We start from the raw sequence: 22,564 nt of genomic DNA on the forward strand, positions 1-22,564 counted from the left end.
GGAGCCGTGTAATGGGAAACTATTAAGCACGGTTTTGAAGACCAACGGGGTTGGTGACAACCTCGTTGAGTTTACTTGGAGTTCATGCGATCGCTGTGGTATTTTCTTAAAAAAGACTCGCGATCGCTTTGTCTAAGTTTACTGTAATTTTTTACTGCTACTTCAGCCTGCTGTAACTGACGCAAAAATGCTTTGGGACTATATAGCCCTGGAATTGCATCGATTGGACGACCCGACCCATCCAATATATAGTGAATACTATTGCCTGTAATCGTCCGCTCCAACTTGCGTCCGTCGCCAAAATCAATAGTTACTTTGGGTACAGGACGCACTGATTGCCAGTGCAAAATGAAGCGGTCTTGAAGCAGTTTAGAAATTTCACTATTCGGATACAGCGCTACCCTGAAAAACCTACTATTAGCACAACTCAAATCTTGATCCAGCCTGCCCAGCAACCGCAGAGATAAAATAGGTTTACCACTAGTTCTGGCAGCAGCTTTGGCTTGTTCTATATCAGTGTACCAGTACAGACGAGAGGCGTAACAGTCCCGTTGTTGGCAGAGTTCGTCTAAAGCTAGCCGGAGTTTAGGGGAAGGTAAAACTGCATCTGAAGAATTGATATTTAACGTATCGGCATGGGATTTAAGAAATACTTGTAATCCGCTTGGGCCCTGTTTCCGAAGCACAGAAGCTTCCTGAGATAGCTTGGAGATTTCAGCTACAGGAGTTTGAGCATCAGCTGTCTGCAAAAAACTAAAGCTGACTAGCATGAGTGTGAAGGGATATTTGAAGGTTCTAAATTTCATATATTTCCAGAAAAACAGGAGTGCGGGTTTGCCATCACTAATTAGAGAAGTCTAGTTTAACTTGTAAAAATGAACAGTTGCTCTGAAAGTTTCAGGTGGGATAGTAAAACTTACAATATCGACATAGATAAAAAATCTCGTTTCATTCTTGGCTGGCTCGTATGATAGAAACGGGATGCTGCTTTAGGATATCTATGGATAAACTCATCTAGCAATCTTATGTAAATTGTAAAAATTATCGAATAGAGAATTTCATCAATAATTTAGGACTGTTTTAAGCAAAAAATTATATCAGTATTTCCATAACATAGGCAGATGAGCATCCGTCCCTAAACGCATACATATATTTTTCATGAAATCCACTTCATAAAAGTCATCTTTTATTAAAAGTTTATATATTATTGGTTGTAGTTCATTAAATATGCGGCTTAATACCTGATTTACTGAAAATTATGTTTTTCAAAAACTTCAGTAAAATTCCTCTTTTAATAAGAACATAAATTCAACTAAATTATTAATAGTTGTGCTGGCTTAGTTGATAAATAAACGTCAATTATTCCAGGTGTATCTATATTGCAGACTCTTTATAAGATAGATTCCGTAATTCTAGAATAACCGCTCTCTTAAAAGGAGACCAGAATTTAGTTTCCCCATACCTTGCAGGAAAGGTAACTGAAGGGGTTAGATTTTTGTCAATGAATCGATGTACTCAGCGGCATTCAAGTCTGAAGCATGTGGTACTAGTCTATTCATCTGAAAATCGCTGTAATCAGGTTTTATTTGTGAGTGGAGTGATTTATCTTGGAAAATCACGATTTTATTTTCAACCGAGAACAAATACAACTTCTTGAAGCTTTAAAAATTTATTAACCAATTTGAAAAATCCCATGCAACAATATATTTCTAATCTGCTAATACTGGTATTAGGAACAAGTTCGGCTTTCATTATTACTCCATCTCAAGCTGAAACTCCGGTAAAATCCAACAGCCAAAATACTGAGAATATTACTTCCATATCTTCAAATTCACCTTCGGCTATCCAATTGAGTGATTTTGCCAATTCTACTAATAGTAAACCACCTATTCTCTCAGAGGCAGCCAATAACTCTTCTGGTACTAATGCCAATATAACCGCAACTAAGCCGAAGCCACGGGTTCCTATATCCAGTAGAATTTTTCCCACACCTTCGATGCAGCAATAATCAGGGGCTAAATATTTAGTTTACTCATTTGGGCTGATAGAGATGTGTCTTAAAACATAATATACAGCACTATATAGTGAAAATACTACACCAGTGAGAGAGAACAATTAGAATCTCTCTCACTGGTGTGGACTGTTTTTGTTAAGTCTATATTGGACTCAACTGAGAACCCCTATATATATGAGGCATACTCTGATTTGCTTGATGCTTGCATTTGACAGAGCAATAAACCAAACCATTGATTTGGATCTGTCCATACTTGAAGAGGTAATAAACCCTGTGCAGTGAGTTGCTGCTTGATAGTATCGAGGTCAAATTTGCGGGAAATTTCGGTGAGGATAGTCTCACCTAGTGCAAAATTAACCTTGAGATTAAGAGCGCGTAATTCTACAATTTGCGATCGCGTGCTGCGTAAATGCATTTCTATTTGATGCTCACTTTCATTGTAAAACGCCCAGTGTTCAAACTGCATGGTGTCGAAATTGCCATCAAACTGTTGATTTAAATGCTCCAGCATATTGAGATTAAATGCTGCCGTCACTCCCTGGCTGTCGTTATAAGCTGGTTCCAAAATCTGTTTCGGCTTTCGTAAATCTATCCCCAACAAGAAATACTCACCTACTTGTAGGGCTTCTGTAATTTGAGAGAAGAACACATCACACTCACGAGGTGTAAGATTACCTAAACTGCTACCAATGAAACCAATCATCCGGCTGGGTAATTGCGTCGGTAGGAGTTTTGCAAGGGCTAATTCATAGGTTCCCGCTAAAGCATAAACTTGCAGTAAGGGATAATCTCTTAATAATTGCTTGGCGCTACTTTCCAATATACCTGCACACACATCAATTGGTAAGTAATGCAGGGGATAGCCTAGCTGCTGGTAGGCATCTAGCAAAATGCGGGTTTTAGTAGAACTGCCACTGCCAAGTTCTACCAATTCACAAACGCCAGTTATATTGGCAATTTCGCCAGCAAACTGCTGTAAAATCATTGTTTCTGTGCGTGTGAGATAATATTCTGGTAAATCACAGATTTGCTCAAATAGCTCAGAACCACGGTCATCATAAAAGTAACAGGGGGGTAGAGATTTAGATGTTTGAGTCAATCCCTTCACTACATCACTTCCAATACTAGATGCAACTATTTGAGTTGCTCCTATCAGATGCTGTATCTGCAAGCGTTTTTCAACGCTATTTTGAGAAGTAACGTTCCTGTTGACAGCTTTAGATATTGACATTAAACCTCCGTATGCTTGGCGTAATAGGTTACCTTTAATGGCAAACCTTTACCCTAATTAGTGAAACATATAGCCATAGCTAATAAAATCATGCCTGAGCAATATTGCTCAAGCTTTAAAGCTATTTTTAGGTATTTTCCCATTCAAATGGCAATATATATGACCCAAAGCGGCTCAAGTCAGGATGAGGCTGACTACAGAATGTGGTTTCGTTCATATCTTGAAATAGTGCAAAAGTTTTCAGGCAACATTCATGGAAGGTTTGAAAAATAGACTTTTTCACACTAAATTTGCTCAATTTGGATCTCACAGTCTGCTTCCACAGTAATGATGCTATTTTCGGGAAAAGCATTCCAATTACCTATGAATAGAGGTTCTGACGCAATAATTACAGATTTTAAAAAAGTCGGATCATCTCGAATCCAATAAAGAGATGGAGCTGGGGAGGTGGTAGCAAAGCGAGAAGCTATCAGCCGATGTCCGTCACTAAAGATTACATTGATTGAGGCTTCTACTTGATAGCGCTTTGCCATCTCTAATAGTGTTAATAATGTAGTACGTAAAGCATACTCTAGTGGTCGATGTTTATTAATTTTACTTTGTGAAAGTAACAATGCAAAAATATGTTCGGAGTCAGTACTGCCATTAATTTTTTCATAAAAATCTGGAGTTAAAGTGCTGCGGATTTTTCTGTGTAATGTTTTGCGGAAATTTTCGATTCGTCCATTATGAATAAATAGCTGTTGTTGATGGTTAAAGGGCTGACAATTAGCAAAATCTACGGCTTGTTCAGATGTAGCACTGCGGACATAAGCAAGTACACACTTTGATTCAACATAACGGCTGAGACTGGGTAGGTTTATGTCATTCCAAATAGGTAGGATATTTTTATAGATAAATGGTTCGATATCTTTTTGGCTATGATACCAACCCACACCAAAGCCATCTGCATTTACTACCCCAGAAGTCATTTCGCGTGGTTGATAACTCTGGACTATCAGCGAGTGTTCTGGTTTATACAAAAGATATTCTAAAGAAACAGGCGAACCGAGGTAAGCAAGTAAACGGCACATGATGAATATTCCACCTTCTATTAACACAATTATTGGGCAACAGCCTTACCCGCTTTTGTTCACCATTATTAGTGGTTCCCACTTATATGGTTTTCCGTCACCTGATTCTGATTATGACTTGCGTGGGGTGCATATTTTACTAGTTCAAGAAGTAGTGGGGTTAGAGACTAGGAATGAAACTATTGAAGTTTCAGAAATTCGCGAATCTTTAGAAATTGATTTAGTAACTCATGATGTCAAAAAATTCTTTTTAATGTTACTTAAAAAGAATGGTTATGTGTTAGAACAACTATATTCACCTTTAATAATAACAACTTCACCAGAACATGAGGAATTAAAATATATCGCCAAAGATTGCATTACCCGTCACCATTATTACCATTATATTGGTTTTGCAGCAACACAATGGAAACTTTTTGAAAAAGAACACACCCATAGATTAAAGCCATTGCTTTATGTTTATCGAGTTTTGTTGACTGGAATTTATTTGATGCAAACAGGTAGAGTTGAAGCTAATTTAATTAAGCTAAATGAGGTTTTTAATTTACCATATATTCCTGATTTAATTGCCCAAAAGCTAGCAGGGGAAGAAAGGTCTGTTTTGTCAAATGTTAATATAGATTTTCATCAAATAGAATATGAACGTCTGCGTGATCAGTTGCAGGAAGCATACAAATCTAGCCTATTACCTGAAGTACCTTCAGCGAATGCGGCTTTGCATAATTTGCTGGTACGCCTGAGAGCTAATACCAATTCTATGTGAGGCTGCGCTTTATTCATGTAGCGGTAATACCCTACGGTAAACCGCTTCTCTACATTCCCTGCGGGACGCTTATACCAATTCACAAAAATCCTGATACATATAGATTTCTCGTAGGGGAATGGCATTGCCATGCCCTTACCAGCGTATTTGTTGTATCTTCGACCTAGGAGTATGCGTCCACATGAATTGCCGCTACAGTCTGTAGTTTTGCATCAGTCCTATAGGCGCAGATTTAAACAGAAATGGTATAAGAGTTATGAATTATGAGTTATTAAATTTCCGCGCTAGTTCTTATTAAAACAAAAATCTGATAGTTTGAATTTTTTATTATACATCATTTATAGAGTAGCGGCACTAGTTTAGTTGTGTTTTTATTAGTAATCAGATGACAAACTCTGTCCCTTGTTCAAATTATGTTATTACTTCTATTTTACCGTTATGTTTGTCAATTATCTGATAACAAATATTTAAACTTTATTTGTAAATCCTGTTTGAAAATATTATTCTTGCTTGCAAGACTTCCAATTAAAAAACTATCCAATTTGTAGGGGTGTTGATAGAAGGAGGTAACACACTGCGATACGTGAACTAATAGATGACGCGTTACACTTCATTAATGCACCCTACAAATATCGGATAATTGATTTTTTGGTATTTCCTTAACTCTTAATTTCTAACTTTTTTACAACTTCAAATTCCAAGCAGCAAAAGCTAAAGTACCCCAACCAGCAAGAAAGGCTGCACCGCCTAGCGGTGTGATCGCTCCTAAGGATTTAATACCAGTTAAGCTAAGGGCGTACAAGCTACCTGAGAAAATAGCAATGCCAATGATAAACAGCCATCCGCTGGCTACGAGAGTGGGTTGAGGAAATTCGGTGCGACTAATTAGTATTGCTACTAGAAAAAGTGCCAGAGCATGATACATTTGGTAACGAGCGCCAGTTTCAAAAATTTCTAGCGATCGCTCACTAATTTTTTCCCGCAAGGCATGGGAAGCAAAAGCACCAGCAGCAACTGACAAACCGCCTAAAATGGCAGCTACGCTCAAAAAAATCTGCGTCATTAGACCTAGCCGTAAGTTGGTGTGGAATTTAACGGGCCATTAGATATCAATTAGACATCAAAATGATATGATACAGCGCCCTCTTCGTTCACCTTAAAGTTTGCATTGAATTCTTTAGCTTTTTCATCTAAATATTGTCTGGCGTTAGCTGCGGGTAGTTGTGACTGCATTGCAAAGCCTAAAACAGTGACGCGCCCATGATTTTCTTGTAGCATCTCATAAAAAATCGATTGCAGGCGATCGCTAACTTGTTGATTAAGCGCCTTTTTCTCTTGTCGGCTTTGACGGTATAATCCCAATGCTAACCATGTACCCAGTGTTAAGGTAGGAACACCAAAAATTAAACCACCAACAGCAGCATTATCATCTTCATAAGTAGCATTTGGTGCGTTAAACTCATACTCATCTGTGGGTATTATGATGGCTTTACGTGTAGCAAATTTTTCAAATGCCGCTGTTGCTGATAGAGTTACAAACATGAATCCGAGTGTCAGTAGCCAACCGGCAGCCAATTTTTCAGCAGTTTTCATAGTTCCACTTCAGATTTGAACTTTGCTAGCGATTTTAACCTGACTTTCGCAAAGGTTCTAGTATATCAATCTACTCCTGACGATAGGTTTGTAAGCGCTGCTTCTATCTTCTTCAGCCCTGTCTCGATAGCATCGCTTATGGTTCTCCCAGTATTTATTCCACATTCCGCACCTTCAACTGTCACAGAGGAAAGCGATCATAGTAAGTTAAAGTTTACGTATAGTATTGCAATTATTACTTAGGTAAGGCTATATAAATAATCGCTATGATAATTATTCATGCTCCAAATCAAAGCGATGTCTCTGACGGGCTACGCCTACGCCAAGATTAAAAGTAGAACTTAGCGCCAACTAGAATACTTACCAGTGTTAAGCTTGAGATTTTCAAATCGCAGCAAAGGCATAGTATTCATCTTGCTGCGATTTTAACTTTACTTACGTGTAGCTTCAAGTAGGCGGGAAAAATAGAAACGAGTCTTCGTCATCGCTTTTCGTTGTAATGAAAAGCCATTACTTTCTAAAATTCTCACCACATCAGCCTCACGATGCAAATATGCACGAGTCGCTTTACTTGGCCCGGGAAAGAAACTGCCAATTTTCTTGAGTATACTCAGGGCGCAGGTTTTCGGCGCAAAACTGAGAATTATCCGCGACTGTGCCAAAGAACAGAGATGAGAAATCATCTCATCCGCTTTTTCTTGGGGGTAGTGGATGAGAACATCCAAGCAAATAACGGTATGGTAACTACCACTCAACGATTCCAAATCCTGCACGGCAAAAGTGGGATTTTCAGCATTTCCCAAAGTTTGCTTGGCTCTGTCCTTGCCTTCTTCCACCATTTTTTCAGAAATATCGGTGGCATAGACTTTGGCACCATCTACCGCTAGAGGGATGCTGAGACTACCGACACCACACCCAGCATCGCAGATTGATAGCTCTGGTAAATTGTTATCAGCCTTCAGCCAGCCGAGAACTGTATCCACGGTTTGCTGGTGTCCATTGCGGATGTCTAGTTGGACTTTGTTGACTTCGCCATCACCGTAGATTCGCTTCCAACGGTCAAACCCTGTGGAATTGAAATACTCACGAACAATTGTTTTATCGTCGGCTGCGTTCATAAACTTTGATTTTTAGGGGTTCCCAATGCTTAAAATTATCATTGATAGGAACCTATAAGAGCGGTCTTCCAGATTTTTCTAGATATCGTGCAGAGAAGTAGGGGCGCATAGATGTGCGCCCCTAATTATTCAAACTAGAACCGCTATTTTTAATAAATTATTGTCGTTTTATAACTTTTTGAGAGTATTTACTACTATTTAAATATCGACTATTTTCGTTAGTATAAATTATATTCTTATTTCACCCTGTAGATGTAGAAAACCCCTTCTTAAGGTAGAATCATGATTGCGATCGCAACATTTATGCTGTTAAAGATTTAATTGTTTGTAACCAATAAGACTGAAGTAAGCAGAAATTTTAAGTAAAATTTCTTATGTTAATTGATTGTAAATTTCCTATTTAGGTTTAATTATTAAACATGGCACTGAACTCGCTAACAGACAGTCCGATCGTTGCATTTACAATTCTCTTAACAGTAATCTTTACTGTACCTCCTATATTTGAGCGACTAAGGCTACCTGGATTAGTTGGGTTGTTGGTGGCAGGTATATTACTAGGGCAAAATGGACTAAAATTGTTAAACCCTGAGTCTGAAACTATCAATCTGCTCTCAGAGATCGGCAAACTTTATTTGATGTTTGTAGCGGGTTTAGAAATTGACTTAGAGCAGTTTCGTAAAACTAGAAATCGCTCAATTGGGTTTGGCATTTTAACATTTTTAGTTCCAATGATTGCTGGCATTGCTACAGGACGATTATTCAATTTTGATTGGAATGCCTCCGTCCTCATTGGTTCTTTACTGGCCTCTCATACCCTCTTGGCATATCCAATTGTGAGTCGTCTGGGAGTGGTAACGAATGAAGCTGTAACCGTCACGATTGGTGCGACAATTTTTACTGACACAGGTGCTTTGCTCGTATTAGCGATTTGTGTTGGAATTCATGGAGGAGAATTCTCCGCCATGAGTTTAGCGATTTTATTGGGTGGATTAGCAATTTACACTGCTGTTGTCCTATTTGGCTTTGACTGGGCAGGAAAAGAGTTTTTTCGCCGCTCTGGGGATGAACAAAGTAACCAGTTTTTGTTTATATTACTAGCATTATTTTTGGCATCTGTGGGAGCGCAGGTAATTGGAGTTGAAAAAATTGTTGGTGCTTTTTTAGCAGGTTTAGCTGTCAACGATGTTCTAGGACGTAGCCCAGTCAGAGAAAAAATCGAGTTTATTGGTAGTGTTTTATTTATCCCTTGTTTCTTTGTGGACATGGGATTATTGATTAATATTCCTGCATTTATCAAAACCCTCAGTTCAATTTGGCTGACTCTGGTAATTGTAGTAGCTTTGATTGGCAGTAAATTTATAGCAGCATTCTTAGCTAAATTATTGTATCGCTACAACACGGCGGAATTGCTAACGATGTGGTCATTGTCACTACCACAGGTAGCAGCCACACTAGCAGCAACCTTGGTTGCTTATCAAACGGTAAATCCTGCTGGTGAGCGCTTAATCAGTGAAGCTGTCTTAAACAGTGTGATTGTCCTCATGCTGGTAACTGCAATTCTGGGCCCCATAATAACAGCACGATTTGCTCCTTCACTACAGCTTTCTCAGACAGATTTTGAAACAGATAGTTTGACAACTTGGTGGCAAGGTAATGAAGATCAGCTAGTCGAAAAAAACCAATATCCATTTACTGTAGTAGTGCCAATATACAACCCTCAAACCCAGCGCTATTTAATAGAAATGGCAGCACTACTGGCTAGTCATGAATCTGGAAGAATTGTGCCATTAGCTATTACTAGAGCACATATTCAGATGGATGATCCGCAATTAGTAACTGCACTCGACCAAAGCCGGGAAAGATTGAATTTAGCTAAAGAAATCAGTCAAGAATTTGAGGTGGAAGTATCACCAGCAATTCGGATTGATGATGATGCAGCTTTGGGGATTAGCCGCACAAGTCGAGAACAAAACGCTAGTTTAGTAGTGATGGGTTGGTCGCAGACAACAGGTTTGCGTGCCCGCTTATTTGGTAGTGTAATTGATAGCGTTTTCTGGTCTTCTCACTGTCCAGTAGCAGTAACACGCCTTTTAAGTAGTCCTAAGACAATTCAAAGAATTCTTGTACCAGTTGGAGACTTAACGCGCCAAACTATCGGTGCTTTGAGATTTGCCCAGATTTTGGCTGATGTTAATCAGGCAGAAGTAGTCCTGTTACACGTATCCGATCGCAAAACACCACCGACTCGGGTAGAAAACTTTGTATCTCAATTGTCTGATATTACTTCTAAAGGCCAGTTACAGGTGAATACACATATCCAAACAATCAAGGGTGATGATGTTGCTAGAGTAATAATTCGGGAATCTCAGGCATTTGATTTAGCCGTGTTACGTTCCGTTCGTTATCGCACAGCCGGCGGATTAGCCGTCAGCGAAGTGACAACGCAGTTACTTCGAGAATTGAAGTGCTCAATTGTCTTGCTTGGAGAACCTCACTCCTGATGTGGGAAGTGGTGTAATTCACTCTTCTATAAATCTATACGCTTGGGTTAAGGTTAAAACTCTTTGTCAAAGGCAATTTTTTGAACGAGGAAATATTTTCGTTTTCTTAAGGAATGATTTTCCTGTGAGACTAAAAGATAAGCTATCTGTTACATAGGTATTTAAGAGTACTGCTGACGCTGTTTAATCTCTGCGATCGGTAATAGCAAAGTATTTTCTATTTGCTGTCAGTACATCTATTGGATTGTTGATACCTCGGTCTAGGTCAAGCGATGGCGATCGCAATTAGCCAATGGCAAATTCTCTCTTGGCGACTCTAGCAATCCTAAATAATTCCTAAGAGACAAAATCCTCGACTTCTTTGAAAAGTCAGGGATCTGTAACTTTCAATTCTCACAAATCAAATAAGAATATTTTTCTCTCAAACAACACAAAGAAATAACCAGAAGCCTCCATAGAAAGTTTCATTTTTCTTTGAAGATAGCAAAACTGCTTCATGCAACAAGAGAAATTTGCTTATTATATTGTTAAATTTTGTAAAATTGATGTCTTCAAGACTAGAAACCTGATATCCAGATAGCTAAACTAACAAACAGTGCATCTGTACTGTTAATTATTAAAAGTAGATGTGGCGCTATAGCCTGAATGATCCCAGTACAACTTATCCTCAAAAACTTTCTTAGTTACCGTGATGCAACATTAGATTTTCGCGGTTTGCATACGGCTTGTATTTCGGGTTCCAATGGTGCGGGTAAATCTTCACTTTTGGAAGCAATCACTTGGGCAATTTGGGGTGAAAGCCGTGCTACTGCTGAAGATGATGTGATCTATTCTGGTGCGAAAGAAGTTCGGGTTGATTTTACTTTCCAAAGCAACCAGCAAAAATATCGGGTGATTCGTACCCGAATTCGGGGAGGTACTAGCGTTCTTGAATTTCAAATAGAAATCCCATCTGGGTTTCGCTCACTCACTGGTAAAGGGGTAAGAGCAACCCAAGATTTGATTTTAGAACATATCAAGCTCGATTACGATACATTTATTAATTCTGCCTACTTACGTCAAGGTCGTGCAGATGAATTCATGCTCAAACGCCCGACGGAACGCAAAGAAATTTTAGCGGAGTTGTTGAAACTCAATCAGTATGATGATTTGGAAGAACGAGCAAAGGAATCTTCTCGTCAGTTCAAAGCAAGGGCAGTAGAGTTAGAGCGTTCTTTGGAGTCGATAAAAATTCAGCTGCAACAACGCGAGACAACCCAAGCGCAAAGAGTGGAGTTAGAAGCCGAACTCAACCAACTGCAACAGGTACAAGCCTTTGATAATATTCAATTACAAAGTTTGCAAGTTGTCCAGCACCAGCGCCAAAATTGGGAACAACAACTCAGCTTTGTAAAGCAGCAATACCAAAATCTTACCCAAGATTGCGATCGCCTCCAACAAGAACAATCAGCTATTGGCTCTCAGTTATCAGATTTAGAAAAAATATTACACCAAGAAGCTGAGATTAAAGCTGGATACGCCCAATATCAAAGTCTCCAATCTCAAGAAGAAGCCTTTGCTGCCAAATTTGAAGAATACACTCGCGCCCAACAGACTCGCCAACAAAAGCAACAACAGCTTACCAAACAAATTCACGAAATCGAACGGCAACTGCAACAAGCCCAAGCCCAAATCGAAGCTTTGCAGCAACAAGAGCGAGACATTCAGCAAACTCTGACTAAATCAGGTGAAGTAGAAGCTGCTTTGGCACAATTAACCGCAGCCCGTCACCATGTTGCGCGTTTAGATCAACTGCAAATGCAAGTGACTCCGTTGTTGCAACAACGAGCAACTTTACAAAGCCAACTCGATCGCACTCATGCTGGTTTAGTAGCGCGACTCGAACAACTCCAAAGTACTGAAAACCAATTGCAACGCCAGCACCGCCGCCAGCCGCAACTGCAACAAGCGGTGATGGATGTAGCAATCCAGATTGAGGAACTGGAGAAAAAGCGGGTTTATTTACAACGAGTGCAAGAAAAAGGGCAAGAAAGGCGGCACTTTATCGAACGTCTGCAAGCTCATCAACGCGACTATGAAAAACTGCTGGGAGAATTAGAGCAGAAATTGCAAATGCTCCAAAATCCTGAAGCACTTTGTCCATTATGCGAACGTCCTTTAGACGAACATCACTGGAGCCGAGTGGTGGAAAAAACCCAGGCTGAGTTAGAGGATACCCAAGGGCAGTTTTGGGTAGTGCGAGAACAAATGGCTGTGTCAGACAGAGAAATACAGGTACTTAGGCAGGAATATCGGGAAATTTCCCAACAATTGGCGGGCTACGATGGTTTACGTGAACAACGGGGACAGTTGGCAGCCCAGTTAGAAGCTACAACTGATGTTCAACAACAGTTACAACAAATTGCTGCTGAAAAACAACATTTAGAGCGATCGCTCCAAGCTGGTGATTACGCTCCTGATAAACAAGCTGAACTCCGGCAGCTAGACCAATATCTGCAACAAGCTAATTATAATGAACAAGACCACGCCCTCGCCCGGAGCGAAGTTGAGCGGTGGCGATGGGCAGAAATTAAACAAGGGCAGATTAAAGATGCTACTAAACGACAAGCGCAACTATTAGCCCGAAAACCAGAATTACAATCCCAAATTGCTCAATTACAAGTCAGAATCCAGCAAGATCAGACTGATTCTGAATGTGCTAAACAAATCGCGGCTCTTGAGCGTCACATTGCTGAAATTGGCTACAGTTCCGAGCAGCACAACAATCTGCGTATGGCTGTTCGCCAAGCTCAATCTTGGCATTTGCGGTATCAACAACTGCTGTCAGCCCAGCAGCAGTATCCCCAACTCCAGACAAGATTGCAAGAGTTAGAGGATTCTAGAAGTGCCAGAGTAACGGAACGGCAAAAACTCGGCGGACAAATTGAAAGCATTATCCAGCAATTACAAGCAACAGCTAACCCATCTGCCCAAATTCAAGCTTTAGAGCAGCAGCTAGCAATCCGCAGAAGGCAACTCGATGAACAAATAGCAAAGTTGGGGCGTTTAGAACAGCTGGCGCATCAACTGGAAACGCTGCAAATTCAGTATGAACAACAGCAGCAGCAACTACAATCTTGCAAACAGGAATATCGTGTTTATCAGGAATTAGCGCAAGCTTTTGGTAAAAATGGCATCCAAGCACTGATGATTGAGAATGTGTTACCGCAACTGGAAGCTGAGACAAACCAACTACTTTCGCGACTGAGTGGTAATCAGTTTCATGTACAATTTATTACTCAAAAAGCTGGGCGTAGTGCTAAATCAACAAAGAAAAATGCCAAGCTGATAGACACCCTAGATATTTTAATCGCCGATTCTAGAGGAACGCGAGCTTATGAAACTTACTCTGGTGGAGAAGCCTTTAGGATTAACTTTGCCATCCGTTTAGCCTTGGCGAAATTATTAGCACAACGGGCGGGGGCGGCGTTGCAATTGTTGATTGTAGATGAAGGTTTTGGTACACAGGATGCCGAAGGATGCGATCGCTTGATTGCAGCGATTAATGCGATCGCTTCCGATTTCGCCTGCATTCTCACTGTCACCCATATGCCCCATCTCAAAGAAGCTTTCCAAGCCCGCATTGAAGTGAATAAAACTCAAGAAGGTTCGCAGTTGAGTTTGTCAATTTAATTACGAATTACGAATTACGAATTACGAATTACGAATTACGAATTACGAATTAGTTAATTAAATTTTACCCGTGCATCAAGCCCATAAGAGCGGAGCATTTTCGTTAGCGTTTCTGCTTGTGCGCGATCGCTAAATGCTCCAGCATTCACATAATCCCCTAAATTGGATTGCTCTGTGACCGCACTGGGTATATATTGTTGCACTTTACTCAGAGTATCATTATTGGAAATTGGCACTATTACTCTGTAGGGATTATTAGCAACTAATGTGTTGCCATTGGTAACAGGCACTACGTTATTAGTAGGAGGTAAATAGCGAGTTTGAGGTGCTACATAGTCATTAGTCTCAGCTAAGACATAACCATTAGCCTCAACAGAATTGCCCTCAGTTAAGCTATTCAACCCTAATGCTTGCCAAGTTTGCCAATCTACATTTCCAGTAGAATTAAGCCGAGAATATTGCTGGAATGCAATCACAGATTCTCTGGTGTAATCGTTGAAAAAGCCATCAGGATTGATATTAGAGAAACCCAACTGCGATAAACGCTCTTGAACTAATCTGACATTCTCTCCTCGATCACCTACAGTCAGATAATTTCTACTTGGTTGTTGAGTAGCATATCCACCTGTGGAGGCTCTACGCACTGCCTGCAAAACTTGAGCATTGGCGATGCCATCAACAGGTAGGCGATAACTTCGCTGGAATTGGATGACAGCTTCTCTAGTCATTGGGCCAATATTCCCAGTGGGATTAGTATTAAAAAAACCTAGCTGCTGCAAACGCACTTGTAGTTCTCTCACTTGTTGAGTAGAGAGACTTGATCTGGCTGGAGTTGGAGAGGAACCCAGTAGTGCGTTCCAAGTTTGTCGATTCACAATTCCGCTAGCAGATATGCGATACTTTCGCTGGAATGCAATTACAGCATCTTTAGTAATTTGTCCAAAATTCCCAGTGGGATTAGCATTAAAATAGCCTAACTGTCGTAGACGCTGTTGCAATCTTGTAACTGCTGCACCAGTGTTGCCTTGAGACAGAGTGGGATATTGACCACTTGGCGATGCCTGCGGCAGGCTGCGCCTAGGCAATGCGCCACTGGTATTCCTATTAGAAGTTCTAGACTGACATGCTCGTTGTAAGGATCGTTGCGTATTAATACCCACAACTCCATCAGCAGGTATTCTGTTGGCTTGCTGGAATTTGATCACAGCATTTTGAGTCAAGCTAGCAAACTTACCTGTCACTGGGCCGTTAAAGTAGCCTAACTTTTTTAAACACCTCTGGCTACTGCTAACTTCAGCCCCATTACTTCCTATTTTCTGAAGTGCTAAAGCTTGCCCAGCGATACTCAGAAGCCCCGTAATCAGTGCTACAGATAGAAGACTTATTGCAGCACTAGTAGATAACTTTTTCCAATTTAAAAATTTGAAATTAACTACGATAGAAACAACCTTGATGCTTTCGGATGCCTCGTAGACTGAGGCGAGCTTGATTAAATAGCTATCTACCCCTGTTTTCACTTGCTTTTTTTAAATTGATGACTATAAAAAAGTATACTACTTTCTCTGTGTAATAATTACTTTTCGTATGATTCTTTACAAGTAATTATCTTGGGGAGTGGGGAGTAGTAGTGCTGAGTCCTGTTAGCGATAGTGGGGCATTTAGCCCGTGCTGAGTGAAAAATCTCGCTTCTTGGCTCGGAACTGTTTTGCCCAATGCCCCATTCCCCATGCATATTATTCATCAACTTTTTCAGTATTACCTGCTTTCACCCAACCTTCTTGTTCGCTACCTTCTAAACGAATCTTTTGCCAGCCTTTATCCCCGCTTTCTTCCAAGACAATAATTTTTTGATTAAAAGCAACCCCACCAATCCGTTCAGCTTCTTGATTTGGTTGCGATCGCAAACTCAAGCCTTCAGCCCAACTAACACGCCCTCGGTAAGCTCCCGATGGCAATGGTTTTGCTGATGGGGTAGCCTTTGGCGATTCTGTGGGAGTAGAGGTTGAGCTTGGAGACGATTGAGCTTGAGTCCCAGGTGTAGTTGCTTTGGGAGCTTGGGCTTTCACCGAGGGACTATCGTTGGAATAAACGGGTTTGGCAGGGGGTATGCCGGTGCGATTCATGAAATAGAGTGCAATTGCAGCACCGCCACCTATTAAGACAGCGATCGCTAAGAAAAACCCAAGTATAAATTTTGTTAAGCCAGACAACATAGTTAAAACCTGATCACCAGTGGTAAATAGTCAATAGTCAATAGTAATTCATGATTAACTGTTGACTATTGACTAGCAATTATTAACTAATCAATTATTGTAGCTACTGTTGAATGGGTTCACGTAGTGCGCCGGAGGCGTTCGCTCAAAGGACTATGTTTAGATGCTAAACGCGCTCTCCCAGCGGCAGCCCATTCTTGGAGTTGCTGAATTTGCTCTACAGCAGTTCGTGCCAAGGGGATGATCTGGCTGGCTGCTTCTAAAATGTCATCGGTAGCAAAGTCGCGGTTTTGGCTAAATCCAATGTGCATCGCTTCAATTAAAGTTTGCTCAATCTCTGCCCCAGAAAAATCAGGCGTTTCGTATGCTAACCTTTCGATGTCATAACTTTTTAAGTTATGGGGGCGCAATCGGGATAAATGAACATCATAAATTGCTTTTCTCTCTTCTTGGGTAGGCAACCCCACAAAGAAAATTTCATCAAATCGCCCCTTACGGAGCATTTCCGGTGGTAAGGCTTGGATGTCGTTGGCGGTGGCGACGACAAAAACGGGTGAGCTTTTTTCGGCTAGCCAGTTAATAAAAGTGCCAAACACACGGCTGGCTGTTCCTGCATCACCTTTGCTACCAAGTCCGGCAAAGGCTTTATCTATTTCATCAATCCACAAAATACAGGGGGCGAGGGCTTCAGCTACTTGGATCATTTGGCGAGTCCGAGATTCTGATTCACCCACCAAACCACCAAATAACCTTCCCACATCCAGACGTAGCAAAGGTAAATGCCAGTGATGAGCGATCGCTTTTGCTGTTAACGATTTACCAGTTCCCTGAATACCCACCAACATTAAACCACGGGGGTGCGGTAATCCGTACTGTCGCGCCTTATCAGTGAATGAGCCTCCCCGGCGAATCAGCCAATCTTTCAAGTTATCCAGTCCGCCAATATCAGAAATTTGCTCAGTGGCGGGGTAGAAGTCCAAGATTTGGGTTTGGCGGATAGTTTGGCGCTTTTCTTCCAAAACGAGATCCACGTCTTCTGGTTGCAATTCTCCGTGGGTAGCGATCGCCTTTGCCAAAACTCGGCGAATCCGTTCCATCGAAAGCCCTTGACAAGAGCGCACCAAGTCATCTAAAACTTTGCCAGAAAGAGAGTTACCAGTACTTTGTAGCAAGCGATCTACCTCAGTTTTAATTTCTGGGGCGGCGGGTAAGGGAAACTCCACGACTGTCAGTACTTCGGTTAAGTCGTCAGGAATGGCGATGCGTGGCGACAGTAAGACAATATTTTTTGGTTGCGATTTGAGAAGTCTGGACAGATTGCGGAGTTTGCGGGCGATCGCGACATCATCTAAAAAGCGATGATAATCTCGGAGAATCAATACCGCAGGTGCGGAAGCTGGTAATTTTTCGATGAATTCCAAAGCTTGTAGGGGGTTACGTCGCCCAAACCCAACATCATTGGGGTTTCCTTGATAGCCATCGACAAAATCCCAAGTATAAACAGGGCGATTACCTTGGTTAGTTGCTTCTTCCCGAATAGCTGCTTCTACCCGTTCCTCCTCATAGGTGGGAATATAAATCAACGGGTAACGGGCGCGTAGCAGCAGTTTAAACTCTTCACGGAAGTTCATATTTGGCTGTGATTATTAGTTCTTCTCTCATTGTTCAGGTTTGTATCGCCTCTCACAACTAAAAAACCAACATCTACCAGTTCATCGCGTTTGCGAGTGCGATCGCTCTATGTGAAATATTTTTTAAAGGCGATCGCTCTTTTGTGGTGAGTAAAGTTGAATCACCTGTCAGGATAATCAGGTGCTTAAAACTACTTCATTTTTTCGCTTTTTTACAAACTATTGCCAGAAAATATTACTAATTCCAATTCAGAAAACATAGAAGTTTTACATACTTTATTTGTTGTAGGCAATCCTAGTGAAAAATACTGTATGCTTATATCGAGTTTTTTAGTATCTTTAAATTTATAGTATTAATATCATATAGTTACATAGGGAAAGAATATCAAGAATTGTATTCTTTTGATGTTATAGGTCAAAAAATTATAGAAAAATCTGTTGATATTAATCTCTCTAGAGATGAAGTTTTGAAAGTTATACAACTTCGAGAGAATAACTTACATCAAATTCATAATTCCTTAAGCTGCCTATTTAAAGTCATAAATGATAAGCAAATTTATGAGAGCTTAAGCAAGGGAGTTGAAGATGTTATGGAAAATTACTTCAAAGATATTCCACAAGATACGGTTTTTACTAAAAAAAATGGCATCAGAATTAGCTAGAGAATGTGGTTATAAAATTAGTAGAGTTTATAGAGTGCGTTAGGTACTGTAGGCAATTCATACTCAAAAATAGATAGTTAATGCACCGTTTCCTATATTACGGCGCATTAACTACAGCGGTTCTCGTTTACGTGAGGTACACCCGTAGGGGCACGGCAGTGCCCATAGGTGTCAACTTAACGTGAAATGCTTGTCAATACCTGATATTGAGTTCATTCACTTACCATTACGAGCCACCTTACCCCACCCCGGTTTTGTCTAAAGCCAAAACCGCCCCTCCCCTTACTAAGGCTACGGTGTACACACAAGTCGAAAAAAACTCGATTTCCGATTATTTTTTCGTTTATCTCGTTCCCATGCTCTGCATGGGAATGCCCGATTACGAGGCTCTGCATCCAGTCAGGCATTGAGTCAGAGACTCAATGAATGCATTCCCAGTCGGAGCCTGGGAACGAGTCAAGCCTTATCAAGCTACGTTTTTAGGACTTGTGTGTACACCGTAGCCTTACTAAGGGGAGGGGTAAAGCGTATGTAGGACAAGCATTTGAGCTTAAGTTTACACCAATGGGCAGTGCCGTGCCCCTACACTTGGCGATATAATGTTGTACCGGATCTGAGTGGGAACTGCTATATCTACCCCGGAAGTTGCTTTTTCAGTGCTTCCAGAGAAGCCCAACGGTTATCAACTGGAGTTTCAGGACTATCAGAACTCTCAGAACTCTCAGCAGTAATTGCAGGAATACCTGGACAATTGCGATCGCACAGCTGGCGCTGGGGTACTGCCAAGCACATCTGCTCATACAGCCATTCGTTGGGATAAAAATAACCATCGGGTGGTAGGGTTTCAAGCAACTCTTCCATAGTCACTTCCCGCTCTAGGGGCAAGTCATTTCCCTGATTTGCAGTTTCATCTAACCAGATGATTTCCTTTGTATCAAGCCCTAAGCGTCGATTGTATTGCTGCAAACAGCGGTTGCAGGTACAAGTAATAATTGTTTCTGCCTGACCGGACACTTCCAAGTAATTGCCATGATGCTGCACGCGTACATGACCGCGAACTGGTGTCAATGTTTCCAGACCAGGCAGAAATTCCTGAACCTGAACTTCCTCTGTCCGCTCCGGGGCTTTAGCTAGCTGCGGAATATAAATAGCGTCCATAGGATTTGTGAGACATTCTCACTAAAAATTTATCTTGATTATCAGCAATTATACTGATGCTACATCTTTATTTTAGCTTTTAGGAACAAGAGGAATTTTGAAATTATATAGTTATGAACTTCAATAAACTCCTAGCTCTGCCAATTTTAGATTTTGGATTTTGGATTGAATCTAAAATCTAAAATCCAAAATTGAACAACTCCTAACTCCTAACTTCTTCCAAAGAAGCTGGACGGACAACCAAATGACGATGTGGTTCTTTACCGCGACTGAAGGTTTCTAAATCTCCAAATTCCTTCAAGAATGTATGGATTTGACGCCGTTCAGCAGAACTGAGGGATTTGATTTCCACTTCTCTACCAGAAAAGCGCACTTCATCGGCTGCTGCTTCTGCTAATGCGCGAATTTCGGCTTCTCTTTTGACGCGGTAGCCATTCAACTCAATGGTGTAAGAAGCTTGTTCTTCAGGGGGTTGGCTTAAATTTAAAACCGAATTTGCTAGATACTGAATCGCATCTAGCACAGAGCCATCAGCACCAATTAAGACCTGGATTTGCTCTGACGTTAAATTAGTTTGGTCAATTGTCAACCAGTAGTTATCTGGTTCTGGGGAATCGCTATCTTGAGATTGGGCAGTTTCTAAATGACCTTGAATCTCAGCAGGTATTCCAGTGAGTTCTAGCAAGGTTTTTAACCACTGCTGACCTCGCTCCATCGAAATGTTGCTCATGATCCCCCTGTCGCCTTTTTCTTGGCGCTTTTTGGTTCAAATGGCAATGCCTTTTGTTCTGCAACTACTGCTTCTTTCTCTTGAGTTTCTACGATTTTTTGCAGTTCTTCTGGTAGAGGTTCGCGGGAGAGAAGATAAGTTTGTGCGGTTTGGAAAATATTACCAATCACCATATACATAAGCACCCCAGCTGGTAAGGGGAAGAACAAAAACATCCCAGAAAAAATAACTGGAGTGATTTTGTTAACTGTATCCTGTTGCGGATTGCCACCACTGGAGTTTTGTCCAGAAAGCATTTGGCTAACATAAAGGCTGATTCCAAAGGAGACGATCATGGCGACGATATCCCAGTGGATTGTGCCATCTGGATCAGTTGCGCCAACTCTGCCTAAGGCATCAATAAATAGAAAGCCTTTTTCTGCTGCTAGTCCAGGAATTGTTCCTTGAATAGTGACTTCTCCAGGCTGCAAGGCTTCTACATTACCCTCGGCATCAATTTTTACCCTATCTTCACCTTTAGTGACTTTCCAATCAGGAATGAGGTTATTTTCTGGGTGTTCTGCTAAGAGTACCTGAAATGGTTTGCCCTCAACGGTCTGATATTGGATCTTAGTTTGTTCTCCCACCGCCAGTTTGTTACCACTGGGAAGGATGGCAGCTACTTTAACGTGTTCTCCATCAGCAATGTAAATATTTTGAGGAGCAGTAGCAAAGGCTTGCGGTTGAATTTGTTCGATTTGTTCTGCGGGAAGGATTTGCAGGTTAACGCTGTAGTTTGCACCTGCAAAAGGCGAACCCCGCAAAGTGGCAAACAGCGCTAATAAGACCGGCATTTGTACTAGTAATGGAAAACAGCCTGCTAAGGGGTTGCCAAATTCTTTTTGAACATTGACCATTTCCTCCTGCTGCTTTTGCGGTTCATCCTTATAGCGCTCTTTGATTTCTGCCATCCGCTTCTGCATCAGAGGTTGTACAATTCGCATCTTCCGCATGTTGCGAATTGAGCCAGCACTCAGGGGATAGAGCGCGAAGCGGACTATCAGGGTCAAAGCAACGATCGCCAATCCGTAGCTAGGCACAATCCCATAGAAAAAATCTATGATTGGCAGCATCACGTTGTTCGAGAGAAAGCCGATACCAAAATCCATTATTCTGAATTCAACCTGAGGTACTGTAAACTGACTGAATCTAATTTATCTAAATCATAAATTATGTGCGACTACCCTTCGCTACGGATAGCCGCACATCCCAAAAAAGGAAGTGGGGAATAGGGAGTAGGGAATTAGGAGTGGTATGTAGTTTTTGGTAAGTGGGAAGTTCTTAACTTTGGATTTTATCTGAGTAAATTTTGCATTCCCTACTTCCTACTCCCTACTCTCATCACTTGTTAGCAGCGGCGCTATATTCAGGATTTTTCGCAGCAATTCTTTCGTTGATGTAGTCATAAACTTCCCGAAACTTAGGAATTGCCCGCAATTCAAGACGACTGCCGTTTCTTAGGGTGAGTACCATATCTCCCCATAAGCCAATGCCACGGGGGACTGTGACGACTTTGACAATTTCTGAGTAAATTATGTCAGTGCGATCGCGTCCCTGCCAACCTCCTGTCACGGTAATCCGGCGATCGGTGATGCGGAAACGCAGCCACAATGCTCTAACAATTGCCCCAACTGTTAATGGTATCCCGACAATGGTTAGCCCAATCAACAGGTTGACAATTAAATCCCCAATATGGGGGCCACCTTCATAATAAACATCTTCACGAATTCCCATCGAACACCTCAGCTTGTGCCAACAACTGCTCTAATTCTTGCAGAAATTGTGGGCTTACGCACTTAGATTCTGCTGCTGTAGGTTTGACAATGAACACTAGCCGCCATCCTGGTGATAATTTGGGCAGCAAGTTATGTAAAGCAGAAGTAATTTGCCGTTTGATTCGGTTGCGAACCACTGCCCTTTTGCTGACTTTTGTGCTTATGGAAATACCAATCCGCGTGCTGGCAAAATGTGCTGAGTCACTTGCTGGTGTAGTTTGGGTGGCAGTGTCCAAAGAAGGTTTTGTTGAACATAACGGCTTTAAAGCTCTCAATGTTAAATAAGAGCCATGACGCCGAATCCCTTCCCGGAAAACTGCCTGGAAATCCTTGCGGGATTTTAGCCGATTTGCTTTAGGCAAAGCCACAGATGCTCTTTTAGCTTAGATAC

General features: G+C 41.3%; 18 protein-coding genes and 1 pseudogene. 4 read left to right on the forward strand and 15 right to left on the reverse strand.

The features are described from left to right. Positions 1–77 precede the first annotated feature (77 nt). The 4 genes and pseudogenes from ACEYW6_RS20240 to egtC all read right to left on the reverse strand — a co-directional run. A pseudogene (locus ACEYW6_RS20240) lies at positions 78–806 on the reverse strand (hypothetical protein); the annotation flags it as partial. Between the two features lie 958 nt (positions 807–1,764). Then, positions 1,765–1,989, reverse strand: a complete 225-nt coding sequence (locus ACEYW6_RS20245; RefSeq protein ID WP_190889775.1) for a hypothetical protein — start codon at positions 1,987–1,989, stop codon at positions 1,765–1,767. Positions 1,990–2,180: 191 nt separating this feature from the next. After that, entirely contained in the window at positions 2,181–3,245 is a 1,065-nt protein-coding gene (gene egtD, locus ACEYW6_RS20250; protein WP_412981154.1) for an L-histidine N(alpha)-methyltransferase, read from the reverse strand. A 284-nt stretch (positions 3,246–3,529) separates the two neighbouring features. Next, positions 3,530–4,318 (reverse strand): ergothioneine biosynthesis protein EgtC, encoded by a 789-nt coding sequence (egtC, locus tag ACEYW6_RS20255; protein WP_412981155.1) that lies wholly within the window; start codon positions 4,316–4,318, stop codon positions 3,530–3,532. Between egtC and ACEYW6_RS20260 the strand changes: the two genes are divergently transcribed. After that, a complete protein-coding gene (locus tag ACEYW6_RS20260) occupies positions 4,317–5,081 on the forward strand; it encodes a DNA polymerase beta superfamily protein (protein ID WP_412981156.1) in 765 nt (254 codons plus the stop codon). The genes egtC and ACEYW6_RS20260 overlap by 2 nt on opposite strands. Before the next feature lie 682 nt (positions 5,082–5,763). Here the strand turns inward: ACEYW6_RS20260 and ACEYW6_RS20265 are convergent. The 3 genes from ACEYW6_RS20265 to bchM all read right to left on the reverse strand — a co-directional run bounded on the left by ACEYW6_RS20265 (position 5,764) and on the right by bchM (position 7,792). Then, positions 5,764–6,144 (reverse strand): DUF423 domain-containing protein, encoded by a 381-nt coding sequence (locus ACEYW6_RS20265; protein ID WP_190889769.1) that lies wholly within the window; start codon positions 6,142–6,144, stop codon positions 5,764–5,766. Between the two features lie 50 nt (positions 6,145–6,194). Further along, positions 6,195–6,674, reverse strand: coding sequence for a hypothetical protein (locus ACEYW6_RS20270; protein ID WP_190889768.1), 480 nt, complete (start codon positions 6,672–6,674; stop codon positions 6,195–6,197). 431 nt (positions 6,675–7,105) lie between these two features. Then, complete coding sequence (gene bchM, locus ACEYW6_RS20275) at positions 7,106–7,792, reverse strand: magnesium protoporphyrin IX methyltransferase (RefSeq protein ID WP_190889767.1); 687 nt, start codon at positions 7,790–7,792, stop codon at positions 7,106–7,108. A 419-nt stretch (positions 7,793–8,211) separates the two neighbouring features. On the opposite strand from bchM, the gene ACEYW6_RS20280 reads away from it, so the two are divergent. Beyond that, positions 8,212–10,293, forward strand: a complete 2,082-nt coding sequence (locus ACEYW6_RS20280) for a cation:proton antiporter (RefSeq protein WP_412981157.1) — start codon at positions 8,212–8,214, stop codon at positions 10,291–10,293. A 645-nt stretch (positions 10,294–10,938) separates the two neighbouring features. Continuing rightward, positions 10,939–13,965, forward strand: coding sequence for an exonuclease subunit SbcC (gene sbcC, locus ACEYW6_RS20285; protein WP_412981158.1), 3,027 nt, complete (start codon positions 10,939–10,941; stop codon positions 13,963–13,965). 53 nt (positions 13,966–14,018) lie between these two features. Here the strand turns inward: sbcC and ACEYW6_RS20290 are convergent, their stop codons facing one another. From ACEYW6_RS20290 to ACEYW6_RS20300, 3 genes are all read right to left on the reverse strand, one after another. Then, on the reverse strand, positions 14,019–15,482 hold the full coding sequence (locus tag ACEYW6_RS20290) for a peptidoglycan-binding domain-containing protein (RefSeq protein ID WP_412981159.1): 1,464 nt from the start codon (positions 15,480–15,482) through the stop codon (positions 14,019–14,021). A 216-nt stretch (positions 15,483–15,698) separates the two neighbouring features. Next, complete coding sequence (locus tag ACEYW6_RS20295) at positions 15,699–16,178, reverse strand: SH3 domain-containing protein (protein WP_190889763.1); 480 nt, start codon at positions 16,176–16,178, stop codon at positions 15,699–15,701. A 119-nt stretch (positions 16,179–16,297) separates the two neighbouring features. Next, on the reverse strand, positions 16,298–17,809 hold the full coding sequence (locus tag ACEYW6_RS20300; RefSeq protein ID WP_412981160.1) for an AAA family ATPase: 1,512 nt from the start codon (positions 17,807–17,809) through the stop codon (positions 16,298–16,300). 392 nt (positions 17,810–18,201) lie between these two features. Here ACEYW6_RS20300 and ACEYW6_RS20305 point away from each other — a divergent pair, with 392 nt between their 5' ends. After that, entirely contained in the window at positions 18,202–18,471 is a 270-nt protein-coding gene (locus ACEYW6_RS20305; RefSeq protein WP_412981161.1) for a hypothetical protein, read from the forward strand. Positions 18,472–19,104: 633 nt separating this feature from the next. Here the strand turns inward: ACEYW6_RS20305 and ACEYW6_RS20310 are convergent. From ACEYW6_RS20310 to rnpA, 5 genes are all read right to left on the reverse strand, one after another. Further along, positions 19,105–19,629 (reverse strand): YceD family protein, encoded by a 525-nt coding sequence (locus ACEYW6_RS20310; protein ID WP_412981162.1) that lies wholly within the window; start codon positions 19,627–19,629, stop codon positions 19,105–19,107. 202 nt (positions 19,630–19,831) lie between these two features. Then, positions 19,832–20,359 (reverse strand): protein jag, encoded by a 528-nt coding sequence (locus ACEYW6_RS20315; RefSeq protein WP_412981163.1) that lies wholly within the window; start codon positions 20,357–20,359, stop codon positions 19,832–19,834. Beyond that, a complete protein-coding gene (yidC, locus tag ACEYW6_RS20320; protein WP_412981164.1) occupies positions 20,356–21,507 on the reverse strand; it encodes a membrane protein insertase YidC in 1,152 nt (383 codons plus the stop codon). The genes ACEYW6_RS20315 and yidC overlap by 4 nt, the downstream gene beginning before the upstream one ends. A 232-nt stretch (positions 21,508–21,739) precedes the next feature. After that, complete coding sequence (locus ACEYW6_RS20325; RefSeq protein WP_109009000.1) at positions 21,740–22,132, reverse strand: PH domain-containing protein; 393 nt, start codon at positions 22,130–22,132, stop codon at positions 21,740–21,742. Then, a complete protein-coding gene (gene rnpA, locus ACEYW6_RS20330; RefSeq protein ID WP_412981165.1) occupies positions 22,119–22,541 on the reverse strand; it encodes a ribonuclease P protein component in 423 nt (140 codons plus the stop codon). Before rnpA ends, ACEYW6_RS20325 begins: the two co-directional genes overlap by 14 nt. Positions 22,542–22,564: the final 23 nt, after the last annotated feature.

The sequence above is a fragment of the Nostoc sp. UIC 10607 genome, assembly GCF_047228265.1.
In the GTDB taxonomy this organism is placed as follows: domain Bacteria; phylum Cyanobacteriota; class Cyanobacteriia; order Cyanobacteriales; family Nostocaceae; genus Nostoc; species Nostoc foliaceum_A.